An 18,320-nucleotide genomic window follows, 5' to 3' on the forward strand; every position below is an offset into this window, starting at 1 on the left:
TCGCCCCGCGGTTACGGACGCGTCATCCGCAGCACGTCCAGCGCCTCGTCCAGCTGCGCCTCGGTCAGCTCGCCGCGCTCCACGTACCCGTTCTCCAGGACGACCTGACGGATCGTCTTGCGTTCCGCGAGGGCCTTCTTGGCCACCTTGGCGGCCTCCTCGTACCCGATGTACCGGTTCAGCGGGGTCACCACGGACGGCGACGACTCGGCGTACTCGCGGGCGCGTTCGCGGTCGGCGGTGATGCCGTCGACGGTGCGGTCCGCCAGCAGCCGCGTGACGTTGGCGAGCAGCCGGATCGATTCCAGGACGTTCTTGGCGATGACCGGGAGCATCACGTTCAGCTCGAAGTTCCCGGCGGCACCGGCGGTGGTGATGGTGGCGTCGTTCCCGACGACCTGGGCGGCGACCATCAGCACGGCCTCGGGGACCACCGGGTTGACCTTCCCCGGCATGATCGAGGAGCCCGGCTGGAGGTCGGGGAGCCGGATCTCGGCGAGCCCGGTGCGCGGCCCGGACGCCATCCAGCGCAGATCATTGGCGATCTTCGTCAGCCCGACCGCGATGGTCCGCAGCTGCCCGCTGGTCTCCACGATGCCGTCCCGTGCGCCCTGCGCCTCGAAGTGGTCGCGGGCCTCGGTCAGCGGCAGCCCGGTGACGCGGGCGACCTCCTCGATGACGGCCGCGGAGAAGCCGGGCGGGGTGTTGATGCCGGTGCCCACCGCGGTGCCGCCCAGCGGCAGTTCGGCCAGCCGGGGCAGCGAGGCGCGCAGCCGCTCCACGCCGTACCGCACCTGGGCCGCGTACCCGCCGAACTCCTGGCCCAGCGTCACGGGCGTGGCGTCCATCAGGTGCGTGCGCCCCGACTTCACCACGTCGGCGAACTCGGCGCTCTTGCGTTCGAGGGCGGCGGCGAGATGCTCCAGCGCCGGGACCAGGTCGTGGGTGACGGCGGCGGTGGCCGCGATGTGCAGGGAGGAGGGGAAGACGTCGTTGGACGACTGCGAGGCGTTGACGTGGTCGTTCGGGTGCACGTCCCGGCCGAGCCGCTCGCCGGCGAGGGTGGCGATCACCTCGTTGGTGTTCATGTTGGACGAGGTGCCCGAACCGGTCTGGAAGACGTCGACGGGGAAGTGCTCGTCCCAGTCGCCCCGGGCGACCTCCTCGGCCGCCTCCTGGATCGCCCGGGCCACGTCCTTGTCCAGCACGCCGAGTTCGGCGTTCACCTTCGCCGCGGCGCCCTTGATCCGCGCCAGCGCCTCGATGTGCGCCCGCTCGATGTGCTGCCCGGACACCGGGAAGTTCTCGACGGCGCGCTGCGTCTGCGCCCGCCACTTGGCGTGCGCCGGAACCCGGACCTCGCCCATGGAGTCGTGCTCGATGCGGTATTCGCTCATACCGGGTACAGCGGTCCGGGACCCGCCGTTGTTCCGCGGGTTGGGCCGTCCGGAGCAGCCCGGACGGCCCAACCCGCCGCGTGGGTCAGGCGAGGCCCGGACCGCGCACCGGGATCGACGTGAAGGTCGGCTGGGGCGCCGGGTCCTGGAAGAAGTCGTTGCCCTTGTCGTCCACGACGATGAACGCCGGGAAGTCCTCGACCTCGATCTTCCAGACGGCCTCCATGCCCAGCTCCTCGTACTCCAGGACCTCGACCTTCTTGATGCAGTCCTGGGCGAGACGGGCGGCCGGGCCGCCGATGGAGCCGAGGTAGAAGCCGCCGTGGGCCTCGCACGCGTCGGTGACCTGCTTGCTGCGGTTGCCCTTGGCGAGCATCACCTTGGAGCCGCCCGCGGCCTGGAACTGCGCCACGTAGGAGTCCATCCGGCCGGCCGTGGTCGGACCGAAGGAGCCGGAGGCGTAGCCCTCGGGGGTCTTGGCCGGGCCGGCGTAGTACACCGGGTGGTCCTTCAGGTACTGGGGCATCTCCTCGCCCGCGTCCAGCCGCTCCTTGATCTTGGCGTGCGCGATGTCACGGGCCACGACCAGCGGACCGGTCAGCGACAGCCGGGTCTTGACCGGGTACTTGGTCAGCTCGGCGAGGATGGTGTCCATCGGCTGGTTGAGGTCGATCTTCACCACGTCGGAGGACTCGTCGAGGTGCTCGTCGGTCGTCTCCGGCAGGAACCGCGCCGGGTCCGTCTCCAGCTGTTCCAGGAAGACGCCCTCGGCGGTGATCTTGGCGACGGCCTGGCGGTCGGCCGAGCAGGAGACGGCGATGGCCACCGGGCAGGACGCGCCGTGCCGGGGCAGGCGGACCACGCGCACGTCGTGGCAGAAGTACTTGCCGCCGAACTGGGCGCCGATGCCGATCTTCTGGGTCAGCTCGAAGACCTTCTCCTCCAGCTCCTTGTCCCGGAAGCCGTGGCCGAGCGGCGAGCCCTCGGCCGGCATGTCGTCCAGGTAGTGCGCGGAGGCGTACTTCGCGGTCTTCAGCGCGAACTCGGCGCTGGTGCCGCCGACCACGATCGCCAGGTGGTACGGCGGGCAGGCGGCCGTGCCGAGCGAACGGATCTTCTCCTCCAGGAACTTCATCATGGAGGCCTCGTTCAGGACGGCCTTGGTCTCCTGGTACAGGAAGGACTTGTTGGCCGAGCCGCCGCCCTTCGCCATGAACAGGAACTTGTAGGCGCCGCCGTCCGTCGCGTACAGCTCGATCTGCGCGGGCAGGTTGGAGCCGGTGTTCTTCTCCTCCCACATGGTGAGCGGAGCCATCTGCGAGTAGCGCAGGTTCAGCTTGGTGTAGGCGTCGTAGATGCCGTGCGAGAGGTGCTTCTCGTCCGCGCCCTCGGTGAGCACGTTCTGCCCGCGCTTGCCCATGACGATCGCGGTGCCGGTGTCCTGGCACATCGGCAGCACGCCCGCCGCCGCGATGTTCGCGTTCTTCAGCAGGTCCAGCGCGACGAACTTGTCGTTGGCGGACGCCTCGGGGTCGTCGATGATGCGGCGCAGCTGGGCGAGGTGGGCCGGGCGCAGGTAGTGCTGGATGTCGTGGATGGCCTCCGCGGCCAGCTTGCGCAGCGCCTCCGGCTCCACCTTGAGGAACGTCCGCCCGTCCGGGCCCTCGACGGTGGAGACGCCCTCGGACGTGACCAGCCGGTAGGGGGTGGTGTCCTCTCCCTGGGGGAGCAGATCGGTGTACGCGAACTCAGGCATCTCAGCCCATTCCTCACTCTGACGGACGGCTGCCCGCCGACGCCGGCGAGCCTCCCCAGCCTAGAACCTGCCGCCGAGCGCGAGCCTGTGAGGTAAGGCTCAGTCCGGGTCGTCCCACCCCTGGTCGCGATCTATCGCGTTTCGGTACGCTGCTGCCGTGGACCTTCAGAAGCCCGCCCGAATCAAGGACGCCGCACCGGGCGTCTCCGCCCTGCGTGCCTCGGACGCCGACCGCGACCGGGTCGCCGACATCCTCCGCGAGGCCCTCGCCGAGGGCCGGCTCACCGCCGACGAGCACGCCGAGCGCGTGGACGGCGTGCTGAACGCCAAGACGGTCGGCGAGCTGGAGGTCTTCATCCAGGACCTGCCCGCCGCCCACCAGCGCGCCTCCGGGCCCGCCCCGGTGCCGCCCCGGCCCACCGGCGAGATACCCGCGGAGTCCGACGCCAACGTGGTGGCCGTGCTCAGCAACGCGGTCCGCCGGGGCCGCTGGCGCCCGGGCCGCCGGCTGCACGCGTACGCGGTGTTCGGCAGCGTGGAGATCGACCTCAGCGAGGCGATCTTCGAGTACCAGCAGGTCGTGATCAAGGCCGTCTCCGTCTTCGGCGACGTCCAGATCCGCGTCCCGGAGAACGTGACGCTGCGCGGCAACGGCGGCGGTGTCCTCGGCAACTTCGAGGTGAGCACGCTGGATTCCGCGGAGACGGACGCGCCGGTCGTCTACGTCGACGGCTGGGCCGTGCTCGGCAACGTGGAGGCCCGCCCCAGGCGCGGCAAGCTCGTCGAGGACATCATGGAGCGGGTTCACGACAAGATCGACCGCAAGTTGCGCAAACACCTGGACCGTTGACGGTCGCGAATCCGCCGGTGACCGGAAGGCTCCGCGCCCGCCCCCGGCGCGGGGCCGGGGGCGTGAACGAGCCGCCGCGCACCGGCGGTTGGGGACGCAGTGCATAGGCCCGCGTACAGCGGGTAGGCCTTGCTGCATCGTCTCTCGCTCGCGAAGCCGTCGTCAGGAGCAGACCGTGCTGCAACCGCCGCATTCGTCCGTGCAGGTAGCTGCCGTACCGGCCCAGCGGGCGCCGGTCCGGGAGCGGGACCAGGACGCACCCTGGCACACCGAGGCGGTGTGCCGACGCGACGAGGCGGGCCTGTTCTTCGCCCCGTCGAAGGAACCGACCGCCGCGCGGCTGTCCCGCGAGGAGGCGGCCAAGCGGGTCTGCGCCCGCTGTCCGGTCATGGTCGAGTGCCGCGAACACGCCCTCCTCCAGCCCGAGCCCTACGGCGTCTGGGGCGGTCTGACGGCCGCGGAGCGCCGGGTGGTCCTGGCGCGGCGCCGCCGCCGCGAGATGGACCTGAAGAAGGCGGCGCGGGTGACGGCGCGGGACCGCATAGCCGGCTGAGCCCGTGCCGGGCCGTTCCCTCGGGCGCAGGGGGCGCCCCAGGGGCGCGGGGCACCGCGCGGCGGGCCGTACCGGGCCCGCCCTCGCGCGAGGTCCGCACCCCCTCGGGCGCTGCCCGGCCGGGGCCGGTCTACTTCGCGCGGTCGAAATCGATCGCGCTGTACGCGCGCAGCTTGCTGAGCCGGTGCTCGGAGTCGATCCTGCGCACCGTCCCCGACTTCGACCGCATCACGATCGACTCGGTCAGCGCGGTCTCCGAGCGGTACCGCACGCCCCGCAGCAGCTCGCCGTCGGTGATGCCGGTCGCGACGAAGAAGACGTTCTCCCCGGATACCAGGTCGTCCGTGGTGAGCACCCGGTCCAGATCGTGGCCCGCGTCGATCGCCCGCTGCCGCTCCGCGTCGTCCTTGGGCCACAGCTTGCCCTGGATCGTGCCGCCCAGGCACTTCACGGCGCAGGCCGAGATGATGCCCTCCGGTGTGCCGCCGATGCCGAGCAGCAGGTCGACGCCCGTGCCCTCGCGCAGCGCGTAGACGGAGCCGGCGACATCGCCGTCGGAGATCAGCTTGATGCGCGCGCCGGCCTCCCGGACCTCCTTGATCAGGCCCTCGTGCCGGGGCCGGTCCAGGATGACGACGGTGACGTCCTCCGGCGTGGCCTTCTTCGCCTTGGCGATCCGCCGGATGTTCACGGCCACCGGCGCGTCGATGTCCACGAAGTCCGCGGCGTCGGGGCCGGTGACCAGCTTGTCCATGTAGAACACGGCGGACGGGTCGAACATGGCGCCGCGCTCGGCGGCGGCCAGCACGGCGATCGCGTTCGGCATGCCCTTGGCGGTCAGCGTGGTGCCGTCGATCGGGTCGACGGCGATGTCCACCTCCGGGCCGGTGCCGTCACCGACGTGCTCCCCGTTGAAGAGCATCGGGGCCTCGTCCTTCTCGCCCTCGCCGATGACGACGACGCCGTTCATCGAGACGGTGGAGACGAGGGACCGCATGGCACGCACCGCGGCGCCGTCGGCGCCGTTCTTGTCGCCGCGCCCCACCCAGCGGCCGGCGGCCATCGCCGCGGCTTCGGTCACCCGGACGAGTTCCAGGGCGAGGTTGCGGTCGGGAGCCTCGGCAGGAACATCGAGTTCGGAGGGCAGGTGATGATTTTCGGTCATCGGGGCGCACCTTTCTGATACGGCGACGGCCGGATGAGGGTCTTGGCCATGACTCTATCGTTAGGCAGACAAAATGAGCAGGGGACCCCACGTTTGAGCGCTTGAGGCACCTGCGACGATAGGGGGCGTGGCAGGTTCGAAAGGCAAGCAGAAGACGGCCCGGGACATGATCCTCTCCCTGGCCCTGATCGGCATCGCGGCGGCGGTCGTCTACTTCCTCGCCATCCCGCACGACAATCACGCTCCCGACCTCAAGCGGGTCGACTACCGGGTCGAGCTGCTCACGGCCCGCAGGGCGGCGAGCTACCCGGTGGCGGCGCCCGAGGGCCTGTCCGACGCCTGGAAGGCCACCTCCGTCAGCTACGACGGCGCGAACGGCGACTACTGGCACCTGGGCTTCCAGACCCCTGACGCCCAGTATGTCCAGATCGAGCAGTCCACGCAGAAGCGGAACGCCTTCATCGACCAGGCCAGCCAGGGCGCGAAGGCCACCAAGCGGGCCGAGCGCATCGACGGCCGCACCTGGACCCACTACTCCGGCGGCCGCTACGACGCCCTCGTGCTGGAGGACACGCCCGGCTCCACCACGGTGGTCGCGGGCACCGGGTCCTTCGAGGACCTCACGAAGATGGTGTCGGCGCTGAAGCTGGCGAAGACCCCGGTGCCGGCGCCGTCCGCGTCGTAGCGGCCCGCGCCGGAGAGTCCCGGACCCCGGCGTCCCGGACCCGGAGCCGCCGCGCCGCACTGACGAGAAGAGGCCCCCGGCATCGCCGGGGGCCTCTTCTCGTCGCCGGGGTCGGCTCAGACGGTCGTGACGACGTCCTCGTAGGCCAGGCGCGGGGAGCGCGGGTAGGAGGCGTCCGGGCCCGGCTTGCCGATGTTGACGATCATCAGCGGGGTGTGGTCGTCGTCCAGGAACTCCTTGCGCACGCCCTCGAAGTCGAACCCGGTCATCGGGCCGGCCGCGAGGCCGGCGGCGCGCACGCCCACGATGAAGTAGGCGGCCTGGAGCGCGGAGTTGATCGCGGCGGAGCGCTCACGGACCGGGCGCTCGGCGAAGAAGGCGTCCTTGGCCGCGGGGAAGGCCGGGAACAGGCCCGGCAGCTCCTCGTGGAACTCGTTGTCCGCGGCGAGGATCGCGACCAGCGGGGCGGTCGCGGTCTTGGGCCGGTTGCCCTCGGCCATGTGCGGCAGCAGGCGCTCGCGGGCCTCGGGGGAGCGGACCAGGGTGATGCGCAGCGGGCTCTGGTTGAAGGCGGTGGGGCCGTACTTGACCAGGTCGTAGATCGCCTGGACCTGCTCCTCGCTCACCGGCTCGTCGGTGAAGGTGTTCGCGGTGCGGGCCTCGCGGAACAGCAGGTCCTGGGCGGAGGGGTCAAGGACGAGAGACATGCGTGCCTTCCTCGGGGGTGCGTACGGTCCGCTCCCGGACCGGCTGACGGCACGACCCTACGCCACGCGAGGTTTAATATTCAACAAACGTGGGGGCGGGGTGATCGTCCTCACACCCCCCCACGCGCCGCTACTCGCCCTCCTCCTCGGCCTCCTCCTCCGCGAGCGCCGCGTCCAGGCGGGCCCGGGCCCCCTCCAGCCAGCGCCGGCACACCTTGGCCAGCTCCTCCCCGCGCTCCCACAGCGCCAGGGACTCCTCCAGCGAGCTGCCGCCCGCCTCCAGCCGCCGTACGACCTCGATCAGCTCGTCCCGCGCCTGCTCGTACGAGAGCGCTTCTTCGGTCCTGTCCGTCATTCGCCCACCTTCACCGTGAATTCACCGTCGGCGACACGCGCGCGCAGCGTCTCGCCCCCCGTCACCTCGTGCGGATCGCGCACCACGTGGCCGTCGGCCCGCTGGAGCACCGCGTAGCCGCGTTTCAGCGTGGCCGCCGGGGAGAGGGCCACCACGCGCGCGTGCGTGTGCGACAGCTCCGAGTCCGCGCGGTCCAGCAGGTGGCCGAGGGTGCGCCGGCCGCGCTCGGCCAGCGCGGCCACGTGATCGGCGCGCTCGTCGATCATCCGGTGCGGGTCCTCCATCGCGGGCCGGGCCAGCGCGTGCGCCAGGCCGCGCTCCTCGCGGTCCAGCAGCGCGTGCGCGCAGCGCCGGGCGCGGTCCCGCAGCATCCGCACCCGCGCCAGCTCCTCGCCCACGTCCGGTACGACCTTCTTGGCCGCGTCGGTCGGGGTGGAGGCGCGCAGATCGGCGACCAGGTCGAGAAGCGGGGTGTCCGGTTCGTGCCCGATCGCGGAGACCACGGGCGTACGGCACCCCGCCACCGCCCGCACCAGCTGCTCGTCGGAGAACGGCAGCAGGTCCTCCACGCTGCCGCCGCCGCGGGCGACGATGATCACGTCCACGTCCTCGATCGCGTCCAGCTCCCGCACCGCCTGCACCACCTGCGGCACGGCGTGCACCCCCTGGACGGGGACGTTGCGCACCTCGAAGCGGACGGCGGGCCAGCGGTGCCGGGCGTTCTCCAGCACGTCCCGCTCCGCGGCGGAGGCCCGGCCGCAGACCAGGCCGATCAGCTGCGGCAGGAACGGCAGCCGCTTCTTGCGCTCCGGCGCGAACAGCCCCTCGGCCGCGAGCGCCTTCTTCAGCTGCTCCAGCCGGGCGAGCAGCTCACCGACGCCCACGGGCCGTATCTCCGCGGCGCGCAGCGAGAGCTGGCCCCGCGGCGCGTACCACTCCGGCTTGGCGAGCACGAGGACCCGGGCGCCCTCGCCGACCACGTCGGCCACCGCGTCGAAGACCTGCCGGTAGCAGGTCACGCTGACCGAGATGTCGTACGACGGGTCGCGCAGCGTCAGGAACACGACACCGGCGCCGGGCCGCCGCGACAACTGCGTGATCTGCCCCTCGACCCACACCGCGCCCAGCCGGTCGATCCATCCCCCGATCAACCGGGAGACCTCGCCGACCGGCAACGGCGCCTCGGGGGTCGTCTTCAAAGCCATGCGCCCGAGAGTAACGGCCGGCACCGACAGGGCCGCCCGGCCGCAGCCGTGCGGGGCCGTGGAGACCCAGGCGCCGCCGTGGACCCCTACGATGGGACCATGACCGCTTCGCCTGGCCGCCGTGTCCTGCTCGCCGCCCCCCGGGGCTACTGCGCCGGCGTGGACCGCGCCGTGATCGCCGTCGAGAAGGCCCTGGAACAGTACGGTGCCCCGATCTACGTGCGACACGAGATCGTCCACAACAAGTACGTCGTACAGACCCTGGAGAAGAAGGGTGCCGTCTTCGTCGAGCGGACGGAGGAGGTGCCCCCCGGCAACATCGTCATGTTCTCCGCCCACGGCGTCGCCCCCGTCGTGCACGAGGAGGCCGAGCGGGGCCGCCTCGCCACCATCGACGCCACCTGCCCCCTGGTCACCAAGGTCCACAAGGAAGCCGTCCGGTACGCCAAGGAGGACTACGACATCCTCCTGATCGGGCACGAGGGCCACGAGGAGGTCATCGGCACCTCCGGCGAGGCCCCCGACCACATCCAGCTGGTCGACGGCCCCGAGGACGTCGCCAAGGTGGAGGTCCGCGACCCCGAGCGGGTCGTCTGGCTGTCCCAGACCACCCTCTCCGTGGACGAGACCATGGAGACCGTCGACGCCCTGAAGACCAAGTTCCCCGGCCTCGTCTCCCCGCCCAGCGACGACATCTGCTACGCCACGCAGAACCGCCAGCTGGCCGTGAAGCAGATGGGCGCCGAGGCCGAACTGGTCATCGTCGTCGGCTCGCGCAACTCCTCCAACTCCAAGCGGCTGGTCGAGGTCGCCAAGCTCGCCGGCGCCCGCGACGCCCACCTGGTGGACTTCGCCGACGAGATCGACGAGGTCTGGCTGGACGGCGTGAGCACGGTCGGCGTCACCTCCGGCGCCTCCGTCCCGGACGTGCTGGTCGAGCAGGTCCTGGAATGGCTCGCCGAGCGCGGCTACGCGGACGTGGAGATCGTCAAGGCCGCCGAGGAGTCCATCACCTTCTCGCTGCCCAAGGAGCTCCGCCGCGACCTGCGCGACGAGGCGGCCGCCCTGGTCGCCGAGCGCGGTGGTTCGGGCGCTTCCGAGGAGTGATCGGAGCCTCGCGGACGTGACCGTCCGTGGCCCGACGTAACGTGGTGCCATGGAGATCTTCGGCGTGGACATCGGCGGTTCGGGCATCAAGGGCGCCCCTGTCGACCTGGACAGGGGCGATCTCGCCCAGGAGCGCTGCAAGGTGCTCACCCCGCACCCGGCGACGCCCGACGGCGTGGCCGACGGGGTGAAGCAGGTGATCGACCACTTCGGCTGGACCGGCCCGGTCGGGCTGACCTTCCCCGGCGTGGTCACCGGCGGCGCCATGGTCCGTACGGCGGCCAACGTCGACAAGAGCTGGATCGACACCGACGCGCGCGCCCTGTTCGGCGGCAGGCTCGGCGGCCTCCCGGTGACCGTGGTCAACGACGCGGACGCGGCGGGCGTCGCCGAGATGCAGTTCGGCGCCGGCCGCGACCGCAAGGGCACCGTCATCCTGCTCACCTTCGGCACCGGCATCGGCAGCGCCGTCTTCGTGGACGGCGTCCTGGTCCCCAACACCGAGCTGGGCCACCTGGAGCTGGGCGGTCACGACGCCGAGAAGAAGGCCTCCAGCAAGGCCAAGGAGGACCACGGGCTGAGCTGGGAGCAGTGGGCGCGCCGCGTCCAGAAGTACCTCGCGCACGTGGAGATGCTCTTCTCGCCGGAGCTGTTCATCATCGGCGGCGGCGTCAGCCGCAAGGCCGACAAGTTCCTGCCCCACATCACGGGCGTCAAGGCCGAGATCGTCCCCGCGCAGCTCCAGAACAACGCGGGGATCGTGGGCGCGGCGATGCGAGCGGCGCAGCAGCGGCCGTAGCCGGACGCGGCGGCCCGGCAGCGCTCGTACTCAGGGGCGCTTCCTGCGCCGCCGCACCCACTGCACCCGGCGGACCAGCACGATCACCCCGGCGATCAGCGTCCCCCCGTACAGCCAGCCGGCCTGGGTGGCGAGCCCGGTCGCCAGGCCCATCAGCCGGCCGAGCAGCCCCTCGCGCCCGTCGGCGACCACCAGCAGCCCGGCCGCGAACGCGATGGGCACGGCCACGGGCGCGGTCAGCACGTCCCCGGCCCGCACCCACAGCGCGGTCAGCACGCACACCGGCAGGAACAGCACGCCGTACACCGGCAGCGAGCCGTCGAGGAGCAGCTGGTCCAGGCAGCCCAGCAGGAACATCACGGCCACGCAGAACAGGCCCCCGCCGAGCCCGGTGAGCCGGGGGTTCGGCAGCCCACGGCCGGGCGGCCCCGGCCGGGCCGGGCGAGACTGCCCCGCGCCGCGCCCCGCCGCCGGGCCGCCCGGGCGGCGCCGGGCCTGCGGCGGCAGCTGGGCGCGGGGCGCGGGGCGCCGCCGTCCGTCGTTCGGGGGTCGCGTTCTGTGCTGCTCCATTGGACCAACTTAGGTCTGTTTATGTGCCCAGTCGCTCCCCAGACACGCCGATCGGCCTACGTTGGCCGGACCGGTGACGCTCCGGGGAGGCCGTCGCGCGGAACGCCGTAGACTGGTGGATCGGCCAGTGTCCTCCTAGGGCCTGGCAGCCCCCAGCTCCTGGCCCTCTCATCCACGGGAAGTCGCAACGTGTCGCTCACGATCGGAATCGTCGGCCTGCCCAATGTCGGCAAGTCGACCCTGTTCAACGCCCTGACCAAGAACGACGTGCTGGCGGCCAACTACCCGTTCGCCACGATCGAGCCCAACGTCGGCGTCGTCGGCGTCCCCGACGGCCGTCTCGCGCAGCTGGCCTCGATCTTCGGCTCGGAGCGCATCCTTCCGGCCACGGTCGACTTCGTGGACATCGCCGGCATCGTGCGCGGCGCGTCCGAGGGCGAGGGCCTGGGCAACAAGTTCCTCGCGAACATCCGCGAGTCGGACGCCATCTGCCAGGTCATCCGCGCCTTCAAGGACGAGAACGTCGTCCATGTCGACGGCAAGGTCTCGCCCAAGGACGACATCGAGACGATCAACACCGAGCTGATCCTCGCCGACCTCCAGACCATCGAGAAGGTCCTGCCCCGGCTCCAGAAGGAGTCCCGGATCAAGAAGGACGTCGCGCCGAAGGTCAAGGCGGTCGAGGAGGCCAAGGAGATCCTGGAGAAGGGCGACACGCTCTTCGCGCACGGCATCCTCCAGGGCACCGAGCGGACCGAGCTGCTGCACGACCTGCACCTGCTCACCACCAAGCCGTTCCTCTACGTGTTCAACGTGGACGAGGACGAGCTGACGGACGAGGACTTCAAGAACGAGCAGCGGGCGCTGGTCGCCCCGGCCGAGGCGATCTTCCTCAACGCCAAGCTGGAGGCGGACCTCGCCGAGCTGGACGAGGACGAGGCCCTCGAACTCCTCCAGTCCGTCGGCCAGGAGGAGCCGGGCCTCGCCACCCTCGCCCGCGTCGGCTTCGACACCCTGGGCCTCCAGACCTACCTCACGGCCGGCCCCAAGGAATCCCGCGCCTGGACCATCAAGAAGGGCGCCACCGCCCCCGAGGCCGCCGGTGTGATCCACACGGACTTCCAGAAGGGCTTCATCAAGGCCGAGGTCATCTCCTTCGACGACCTGGTGTCCGCCGGCTCCGTGGCGGAGGCCCGCGCGAAGGGGAAGGCGCGGATGGAGGGCAAGGACTATGTGATGCAGGACGGGGATGTGGTGGAGTTCCGGTTCAACGTCTGATACGTCCGGCGGAAGGCCGTCTGACCTGCGGCGGAGCGGGTTGGGCGGCCTTTGCGGTCCGCACAGAGTCCGCAGCGTGCTGGATGTGTCCGGCACGCGGGGGAGCGGTTACGCTGCTTCGTCGACCTGTGGCTGGGCATCGGCGGACTGGTCGGCGTACGCCTTGTCGACGGCGGCCCGGGTCCGCTCCTCGGAGTCAGGCCACAGGTGGGTGCAGATGTTCAGCGTCATGGCCGCGTTGGTGTGGCCGAGGCGGGCTACAAGCTCGCCTGCGAAGCCGACCCCCACGGCCACGCCGCTTAGATGATGCGCGCCCTCGCCCACCAGGCGCTGAGCCTCAAAAGCCACACCACTGCGTCGACCTCGTCGAAGGCGCCCTCCGCACAGGTCTCGGCCACGTCGACGGCCAGACCGAGACTCTGCTTCACATCACCCACGCTCGCGCCTACGCCGCAGTCAACGAGAACCCATTGGCCGCGCGCCCTGCTCGCCGCCGAAGACGCGCTCCTCCGGGACGACGCACCCCAACCCAGCTACTCCCGCGTCAGCGGCCCTGCCGCCGGCACCGTGGCCAGCCACACCGCTCGCACCCTCACCGACCTCGCCGACCACATCGGCACCGAACAGCAGCACCGCGACGCCCTCACCCGCTGGGACCCTGAGAAGTACAAGCGCGTCCACGCGCTCACCCACGCCGACCTCGGTGACAGCCTCGCCGCTCAGGCCCGCGCCGACGAGGCCGTCGCCGCCTGGACCCAGGCCCTGCTGCTCATGGATGGCATGGCCTCCGACCGTACTCGGAAGGCGATCACTTCGATCCGCTCCACGCTCGCGGTCTACCAGCGTCGCCGCGTTCCCGGTGCCGCCGATCTCGCCCGCCGCGCCCGTGAGGCCCTCGCCTAACATGCCCAACAACCCGTCCGACGAAGGGAACCCCGTGGCTCAGCAGACCGGCGACCGATCCCAACCCTCAAGGCGGCGCTCGAATCGATGACCCTGCTGGTCGCGGCCGTCATCGTCCACGACAAGGCCACCAACCGCGTCGTCCTCCTCCAGCGCAGCGAGAACGCCAAGTTCGCCCAGGGCATGTGGGACCTCCCCGTCGGCAAGAGCGAGCCGGGCGAGCCCATCACGCAGACGGCAGTCCGCGAGCTGTACGAGGAGACGGGCCTCACGGTGAAGCCCGAGTCCCTCAAGGTCGCCCACATCATCCACGGCGCCTGGGGCGTTGAAGCCCCCAACGGCTTCCTCACCGTCGTCTTCGCCGCCCACGAATGGACCGGCGAACCCGAAAACCGCGAACCCCGCAAGCACTCGCAGGTCTGCTGGCTCGACGCCGACGCCATCCCCGACGCCTTTGTCGACACAACTGCCAGCGCCCTCCAGCACTACCTCAACAATGGCTCGGAGGTCTCCCTTGACGGCTGATCTGCAGCATGAGCCGCAGGCTTGCTCCAGCCCAGCGGCAGGTGCGTGAACCTATGGCTTAGCTGAGTGGGTTATTGGTTGAGAGACTCGAACGCCTCGTTGAGGTCCTTGACGAAACGCTGCCACGACGGAAGGCCAACCACCGGCCCCTCGGGATCCAGGAGTTCGAGCATGCGCAGCCGGTGCTGCGAGAAACGCTTCTGGAACTGGACGAGGCGACGTCCTTTGTACTCGCTTGCCCGCGCCAGCGAGTCCTTGAGGAGCTGTTTAGGGTCGGCGACCGTTTCCGCTGCAGTGCCTTTGGGGAGATCAAGTGTGACGCGGCCGCGCGGGTTTTCGGCGACCTGACGCAGACACGCCTCATCGAGAAGCAGCCACGCCTCCAACATGCGGACGGGCACCACAGCGACGTGCCGGAGACCGGGCCACTCGGCGTGTACTGCCTCCGCGATCTCGACCCTGCGGTCCTGGGCGGGACCCCGGTCGGCGTCCCGTTGGACCACTACCAAGTCGTAGGTCCCGTGGAGCCTACGGGCTGCCCGCAGCTTGTCCCGGACGGAATGGCCAGGTGGCGGCCGGAGCAGCCCGAAGTCGGGAACGGTTATCGAAGCGTCGAGCCCCTTGCGCGCGGCAATGGATTCGACGTGCCGTACGAGGCCGTTGTCGCTGCTGCCTTCGCCGATGAAGAGAATACGAGTGGTCACGCGGCCCCCCAGTCCAGCGTGAGCTGCGCTCCGGCAGGAGTGGTGAGGTACGGCAGGACGTCGGCCTTAGTCACAAAGTCGGCGCCCGTCTTTGTGGCGCGCCATGTCTCGGCGAGCGGACGCAAACGCAGTACCCGATTCAGGGAGCCGTCCTCCGCCTTGTGGATCGCGGTATCGGCGAACAAGAGGTCGTCAGGATTGACGAGCTGCACGACCCCTGGTGAGTGTGTGTTGATCAGCACCTGTCGGAACGGATTGTCCGTGCCAGGTTCCTCCGACGGGTCGACGGCAAGGTCTTGGACAAGGGCGACCATGGCGTTGAGGTTGGCGGGGTGGATGCCGTTCTCCGGCTCCTCCATGCAGATCAGGCCGCGCACGGACGCGTCCTCGAGTAGGACGCACAGGGCCAGGAAGCGCAGGGTTCCTTCAGAGAGACTGCGGGCAGGCAGGGTAATGCCGGCCACCTCACGCACATTGACCGTGAGGAGCTGCCGGACCTCGTCCTGATCGACATCCAGATCACGGATATGGATTCCCGTCAGGTCCGAGAGACGCCCCGCCACCCTGGCGTAGACCTGGCTGGGATCCGCGCCAGGAGTGTCGTGGGCCACGCGGAAGAGTGTCGCGGGCAGGTGGGAGCCGTCGGCACCCATCACCTGCGGGTCGACATACCGATCGGACCTGCGCAGAGCTGACGGCTCAAGAGCGAGCCGTCGCCAGGACTGCATCTCACGGCGCGCGGCGAGGATGGTCGGGTCGTCGCTGCTGGTGATGGTGGAGACGACGGTTGCGGGTGCCCGGGACGCTGCGGCTGGCTTGGGCTGACCTCGGCTGCCACCGTCCTGGTGGATTTTGACGACCGACTCGCCGGATTCAGTCGTCGTGGAGATGAAAGGGGCACCGCTGCGGTGGCCCTGAATGACGGTGTTGCGGAACTCCTTCGCGCTGTGGGGGAAGAGGAGGTGACGGGCGGCCTTGCCCTTGGTGATGTGGCTCAGTGTCTCGTGGAGGAGGGTGAGGCGGCCGAAACGGTCCAGGCCGGACGGCTCCTGGTAGCCGACTTCAAGCTCATACCGCAGAAACGTGGTTGTGGCCTTGGCGGCTCGGCCGAAGTCGTCCTGAGCGTTAAGCGGGACGATCATCTCGGCGGCGAACCGCATCCGGTGACGGCCAGGCGCGAAGCCCTTCCAGAACAGATCACGAGGGTCACCATGACGCTCACCGTGTACGCCCCGGACCTCCTGGGCCGCCTCCATCATCGATTGGTCGGCGAGTAGGGAGAGGAACTGGATGGCATCGAAAACATTCGACTTGCCGGTGCCGTTCTCCCCTGCGATGCAGGTGAAGGGGCCGAAGTCGATGGATAGGTCCAGAAGGTTCTTGAACCCGTGGACTTCGAGGCGGGTCAGCATGCTGTCTCCGGAGGCTCGCCGGGCGGATCCGTTAAGACTACTGGTGAGGAAGATGTCATCCCGTGTGTACGTTGGCGGTCCTTCCCAGCTCTTGACCACGGGATCGCTGCCCCACATCCCCTACGGCGCCTGGGGCGTCGAAGCCACCAAAGGCTTCCTTGCACTCGTCTTCGCCACCTACAGGGTTGAGAGGCGGGCAGCTCCCCCGTGAGCGGGCTGGGGCTGGGGTAGCCGAGGTGTCCCACGCCCTTGACCCACTCGTCCCAGAGGCCGCCGGGCTCAGTGAAGCGGTCGGCGTGGTGGGTGCCGAGGTGGGCGTCGAGACGGAGGAGTGCGCCGAGGGCTGCGGGCTGGTCGTAGCGGAGGTCGGTGCGGGGGAGGTAATGGTCGAGGTAGGCGGTGAGGATCTCGGCGTCCGCGTGCGTGCCGAAGCGGGCCAGGCGAAGCAGTAGGCGCTGCCGGAGAAACAGAACTCGCTGGCCAGGAGCAGGTCGCCGATGCGTTCGCGGAATGTGGCGCGTCGCCCTACGCCGATCAGCCAGGCGGCGGTGAGGCGTGAGCGCCACTCGTAGCCGAGGAGAGCGTCCAGCTCGGCGTCGGTGATCGTGGCCGAGTCGTCGATGAGGTGACGGGCGAAAAGTTCGGCGTGAGGCCACTCGGACCGCAGTAATCGACCACTTTTCAGGACGAGATAGCGCGCGTGGCCTGAGTCCTTCCTTGCCGGGTGGCGCTCGATGACGTAGCCGTAGCCGATCTCTTCGGGGTGCTGGGACGGCATGGGTCACTTCTCCGGGTGCAGGTCGGTGCGGTCGATCCAGGTGGGGGCGACGAAGATGTTGTCGCCGGCGGGGGCTTCGGAGGCTTCCAGCAGGGACCAGGTGCGGGACTCCTCGACCAGGTGCTCCCAGGGCGCGGTCCAGTCGAGTTCCCAGTCCAGGCCGGGGCCGGAGACGCCGTACGTGCCGCCGGCGTCCACCTGCCAGAACTGGGAGTAGAGGATCACCTGGGCGTGGTCGGCCAGGTCGTTGATGATCTCGGTGAAGTGGGCCGATGGCCAGCCGGGGGCGTCGTTCGTCGCGGTGCGGCGTAGGCGTGCGGTGAGCGGCGGGACGACAGGGGTGCGTGCGCCGAGTTCGGTCAGGGCCCAGCGGATGCCGACAGACTCGGTCCAGTCCGGTGGGGTCGCCCGTTCCAGGCAAGCGCGGTAGGCGCGGCGCAGGGGCTCGACGCCGCCGTCGATCTCCAGGCTCGCCAGGGCCATCGCCGCCCATTCCCGGACGGTGGGGTTGTCGCTGTCCAGCAGGCCGATGAGAGCGGGGCCGCAACGGGGATCGCCCACCTCCTCGAAGACCTCGATGGCGGTCAGCTGACCGAAGCCGCCGAGGGAGGGCAGGCCGTTGATGACGGCGGGTATGGCGTCGGCGCCTATCCAGATCAGCTCCGCGCGGGCGTCGTAGGACTCGTCGGCCTTGCCGTCGAGCTGCTGGACGAGTGTCTCGATGCGGGAGGTCATGACGCGGAGTGGTCCCGGCGCCAGAAGGTGGGCAGCCACCAGCAGAGCACCGATCGGTCGTCGGGCCACGGGGCGCGGTCCTCGGCCGCCCAGTCCTCGAAGGAATCCCGTGCCAGATCGATGGGGCGCCAGGCGGGGTCGAGGGGCTCGTCGTCGGCCGGAGGGCGGACATACCGTCGACCGTACTCGTCGCAGGCGCCGAAGTCCTGGTAGTTCCGCTGGGCCTCGATCAGGGAGACCTTGTTCGCGCCGCCGCTCATGGTGGGCCAGCGGAACTGGACCCCGTCGTCCTCCCAGAAGCAGACGGGGCAGATCTCGTATGAGCCGGGCATCGCGCTCAGCACGCGGTGCCCGCAGCAGGGGCAGGGGTGGGAATCGCTCACCTGCGCAGTCTCCTTGCAGACCCCGTCGGTGTGCCAGGGATTTCGCCGCCTCGGAGCCCCCGGCCAGTCCGCAGGACACCCGTAAACGGCCGCCGGGAGCCAACGTATGCCAACGAGGAAACCCCAGGTCAGGGCCATGGGGAGCGCTCCGCCGCAGGTCAGGATCAGACTGCAGGACATTCCGGTTCAATGTGTAGTGGCAACGTACCGCGGTATCGACGCGTCGCCGATCTCGCGGACATGCGGGATCAAAAGGGCCGGCCCTTCGGGGGCGGGCCCTTTTGCTTTTCCCGTGTCGGGACGGCTGATCCCTCGTACGCAGTTCAGCTCTTCTGCGGCGGCGACGGCGCAGCCGCCGCCCGGCCGGGTGCCCCTACGGCAGGGCCAGGTCCGGGCACGAGCCGGTGGGCGGGGCCAGCGTCCAGCCGGTTCCGCGGACGCGGACGGTCGGGG

18 protein-coding genes and 3 pseudogenes are annotated in these 18,320 nt (G+C 70.2%); 8 read left to right on the top strand and 13 right to left on the bottom strand.

All coding sequences use genetic code 11. From position 1 onward, the window contains the following. Positions 1 to 11: 11 nt before the first annotated feature. Complete coding sequence (locus tag FRZ03_RS13910; protein WP_146465462.1) at positions 12 to 1,397, bottom strand: class II fumarate hydratase; 1,386 nt, start codon at positions 1,395 to 1,397, stop codon at positions 12 to 14. An 85-nt stretch (positions 1,398 to 1,482) separates the two neighbouring features. Then, the gene (locus tag FRZ03_RS13915; protein ID WP_146465463.1) at positions 1,483 to 3,153 is read right to left on the bottom strand and encodes a fumarate hydratase; all 1,671 of its coding nucleotides are present in this window, start codon (positions 3,151 to 3,153) and stop codon (positions 1,483 to 1,485) included. 157 nt (positions 3,154 to 3,310) lie between these two features. Here FRZ03_RS13915 and FRZ03_RS13920 point away from each other — a divergent pair, with 157 nt between their 5' ends. Then, the gene (locus FRZ03_RS13920; protein ID WP_146465464.1) at positions 3,311 to 4,003 is read left to right on the top strand and encodes a DUF1707 SHOCT-like domain-containing protein; all 693 of its coding nucleotides are present in this window, start codon (positions 3,311 to 3,313) and stop codon (positions 4,001 to 4,003) included. A 175-nt stretch (positions 4,004 to 4,178) separates the two neighbouring features. After that, on the top strand, positions 4,179 to 4,556 hold the full coding sequence (locus tag FRZ03_RS13925; RefSeq protein ID WP_146465465.1) for a WhiB family transcriptional regulator: 378 nt from the start codon (positions 4,179 to 4,181) through the stop codon (positions 4,554 to 4,556). 130 nt (positions 4,557 to 4,686) lie between these two features. Here the strand turns inward: FRZ03_RS13925 and glpX are convergent, their stop codons facing one another. Further along, a complete protein-coding gene (gene glpX, locus FRZ03_RS13930; RefSeq protein WP_146465466.1) occupies positions 4,687 to 5,721 on the bottom strand; it encodes a class II fructose-bisphosphatase in 1,035 nt (344 codons plus the stop codon). 127 nt (positions 5,722 to 5,848) lie between these two features. On the opposite strand from glpX, the gene FRZ03_RS13935 reads away from it, so the two are divergent. After that, complete coding sequence (locus FRZ03_RS13935; RefSeq protein WP_146465467.1) at positions 5,849 to 6,406, top strand: DUF4245 domain-containing protein; 558 nt, start codon at positions 5,849 to 5,851, stop codon at positions 6,404 to 6,406. A 116-nt stretch (positions 6,407 to 6,522) separates the two neighbouring features. Here FRZ03_RS13935 and FRZ03_RS13940 read toward each other — a convergent pair whose 3' ends face one another. The 3 genes from FRZ03_RS13940 to xseA form a co-directional block, all read right to left on the bottom strand. Beyond that, a complete protein-coding gene (locus tag FRZ03_RS13940) occupies positions 6,523 to 7,113 on the bottom strand; it encodes a malonic semialdehyde reductase (RefSeq protein ID WP_146465468.1) in 591 nt (196 codons plus the stop codon). A 130-nt stretch (positions 7,114 to 7,243) separates the two neighbouring features. Next, positions 7,244 to 7,468 carry an exodeoxyribonuclease VII small subunit gene (locus FRZ03_RS13945; protein ID WP_070029076.1) on the bottom strand — a complete coding sequence of 75 codons (225 nt, stop codon included), beginning with the start codon at positions 7,466 to 7,468 and terminating at the stop codon, positions 7,244 to 7,246. Further along, positions 7,465 to 8,673 (bottom strand): exodeoxyribonuclease VII large subunit, encoded by a 1,209-nt coding sequence (gene xseA / locus FRZ03_RS13950; RefSeq protein WP_146465469.1) that lies wholly within the window; start codon positions 8,671 to 8,673, stop codon positions 7,465 to 7,467. The genes FRZ03_RS13945 and xseA overlap by 4 nt, the downstream gene beginning before the upstream one ends. A gap of 99 nt (positions 8,674 to 8,772) precedes the next feature. Here xseA and FRZ03_RS13955 point away from each other — a divergent pair, with 99 nt between their 5' ends. Together FRZ03_RS13955 and ppgK are read left to right on the top strand one after the other, a co-directional pair. Further along, positions 8,773 to 9,780, top strand: a complete 1,008-nt coding sequence (locus FRZ03_RS13955; protein ID WP_146465470.1) for a 4-hydroxy-3-methylbut-2-enyl diphosphate reductase — start codon at positions 8,773 to 8,775, stop codon at positions 9,778 to 9,780. A 49-nt stretch (positions 9,781 to 9,829) separates the two neighbouring features. Further along, positions 9,830 to 10,579 (top strand): polyphosphate--glucose phosphotransferase, encoded by a 750-nt coding sequence (gene ppgK / locus FRZ03_RS13960; RefSeq protein WP_146465471.1) that lies wholly within the window; start codon positions 9,830 to 9,832, stop codon positions 10,577 to 10,579. A 30-nt stretch (positions 10,580 to 10,609) separates the two neighbouring features. Here the strand turns inward: ppgK and FRZ03_RS13965 are convergent, their stop codons facing one another. Further along, entirely contained in the window at positions 10,610 to 11,149 is a 540-nt protein-coding gene (locus tag FRZ03_RS13965; protein WP_186785413.1) for a DUF6542 domain-containing protein, read from the bottom strand. Positions 11,150 to 11,338: 189 nt separating this feature from the next. On the opposite strand from FRZ03_RS13965, the gene ychF reads away from it, so the two are divergent. Beyond that, entirely contained in the window at positions 11,339 to 12,427 is a 1,089-nt protein-coding gene (ychF, locus tag FRZ03_RS13970) for a redox-regulated ATPase YchF (RefSeq protein WP_146465472.1), read from the top strand. Between the two features lie 108 nt (positions 12,428 to 12,535). Here the strand turns inward: ychF and FRZ03_RS13975 are convergent, their stop codons facing one another. Then, on the bottom strand, positions 12,536 to 12,658 hold the full coding sequence (locus FRZ03_RS13975) for a hypothetical protein (RefSeq protein WP_261399021.1): 123 nt from the start codon (positions 12,656 to 12,658) through the stop codon (positions 12,536 to 12,538). Between the two features lie 18 nt (positions 12,659 to 12,676). Between FRZ03_RS13975 and FRZ03_RS13980 the strand changes: the two are divergent. Next, positions 12,677 to 13,330: pseudogene (locus FRZ03_RS13980) on the top strand (tetratricopeptide repeat protein); the annotation flags it as partial. 1 nt (position 13,331) lies between these two features. Next, positions 13,332 to 13,855, top strand: a pseudogene (locus tag FRZ03_RS13985) (NUDIX domain-containing protein). A 71-nt stretch (positions 13,856 to 13,926) separates the two neighbouring features. Here the strand turns inward: FRZ03_RS13985 and FRZ03_RS13990 are convergent. From FRZ03_RS13990 to FRZ03_RS14010, 5 genes and pseudogenes are all read right to left on the bottom strand, one after another. Beyond that, positions 13,927 to 14,559 (bottom strand): DUF4276 family protein, encoded by a 633-nt coding sequence (locus FRZ03_RS13990; protein WP_146465474.1) that lies wholly within the window; start codon positions 14,557 to 14,559, stop codon positions 13,927 to 13,929. Further along, positions 14,556 to 15,971 carry an AAA family ATPase gene (locus FRZ03_RS13995; RefSeq protein WP_146465475.1) on the bottom strand — a complete coding sequence of 472 codons (1,416 nt, stop codon included), beginning with the start codon at positions 15,969 to 15,971 and terminating at the stop codon, positions 14,556 to 14,558. Before FRZ03_RS13995 ends, FRZ03_RS13990 begins: the two co-directional genes overlap by 4 nt. Beyond that, positions 15,965 to 16,749, bottom strand: a pseudogene (locus FRZ03_RS39775) (DUF6000 family protein). Before FRZ03_RS39775 ends, FRZ03_RS13995 begins: the two are co-directional and overlap by 7 nt. Positions 16,750 to 16,752: 3 nt before the next feature. Continuing rightward, positions 16,753 to 17,484, bottom strand: coding sequence for a HEAT repeat domain-containing protein (locus FRZ03_RS14005; RefSeq protein WP_146465476.1), 732 nt, complete (start codon positions 17,482 to 17,484; stop codon positions 16,753 to 16,755). Then, on the bottom strand, positions 17,481 to 17,867 hold the full coding sequence (locus FRZ03_RS14010) for a CPCC family cysteine-rich protein (protein WP_146465477.1): 387 nt from the start codon (positions 17,865 to 17,867) through the stop codon (positions 17,481 to 17,483). Before FRZ03_RS14010 ends, FRZ03_RS14005 begins: the two co-directional genes overlap by 4 nt. Positions 17,868 to 18,320: the final 453 nt, after the last annotated feature.

The sequence above is a fragment of the Streptomyces misionensis genome, assembly GCF_007896895.1.
GTDB classification, from domain to species: domain Bacteria; phylum Actinomycetota; class Actinomycetes; order Streptomycetales; family Streptomycetaceae; genus Streptomyces; species Streptomyces misionensis_A.

Bases quoted from the DNA above. Each gene is read 5' to 3' on its own strand.
- FRZ03_RS13915 (WP_146465463.1), bottom strand. From the start codon at position 3,153: ATGCCTGAGTTCGCGTACACCGATCTGCTCCCCCAGGGAGAGGACACC.
- ppgK (WP_146465471.1), top strand. From the start codon at position 9,830: ATGGAGATCTTCGGCGTGGACATCGGCGGTTCGGGCATCAAGGGCGCC.
- FRZ03_RS14005 (WP_146465476.1), bottom strand. From the start codon at position 17,484: ATGACCTCCCGCATCGAGACACTCGTCCAGCAGCTCGACGGCAAGGCC.
- glpX (WP_146465466.1), bottom strand. From the start codon at position 5,721: ATGACCGAAAATCATCACCTGCCCTCCGAACTCGATGTTCCTGCCGAG.
- xseA (WP_146465469.1), bottom strand. From the start codon at position 8,673: ATGGCTTTGAAGACGACCCCCGAGGCGCCGTTGCCGGTCGGCGAGGTC.
- FRZ03_RS13910 (WP_146465462.1), bottom strand. From the start codon at position 1,397: ATGAGCGAATACCGCATCGAGCACGACTCCATGGGCGAGGTCCGGGTT.
- FRZ03_RS13940 (WP_146465468.1), bottom strand. From the start codon at position 7,113: ATGTCTCTCGTCCTTGACCCCTCCGCCCAGGACCTGCTGTTCCGCGAG.
- FRZ03_RS13995 (WP_146465475.1), bottom strand. From the start codon at position 15,971: ATGCTGACCCGCCTCGAAGTCCACGGGTTCAAGAACCTTCTGGACCTA.
- FRZ03_RS13975 (WP_261399021.1), bottom strand. From the start codon at position 12,658: ATGACGCTGAACATCTGCACCCACCTGTGGCCTGACTCCGAGGAGCGG.
- FRZ03_RS13945 (WP_070029076.1), bottom strand. From the start codon at position 7,468: ATGACGGACAGGACCGAAGAAGCGCTCTCGTACGAGCAGGCGCGGGAC.
- FRZ03_RS13965 (WP_186785413.1), bottom strand. From the start codon at position 11,149: ATGGAGCAGCACAGAACGCGACCCCCGAACGACGGACGGCGGCGCCCC.
- FRZ03_RS13955 (WP_146465470.1), top strand. From the start codon at position 8,773: ATGACCGCTTCGCCTGGCCGCCGTGTCCTGCTCGCCGCCCCCCGGGGC.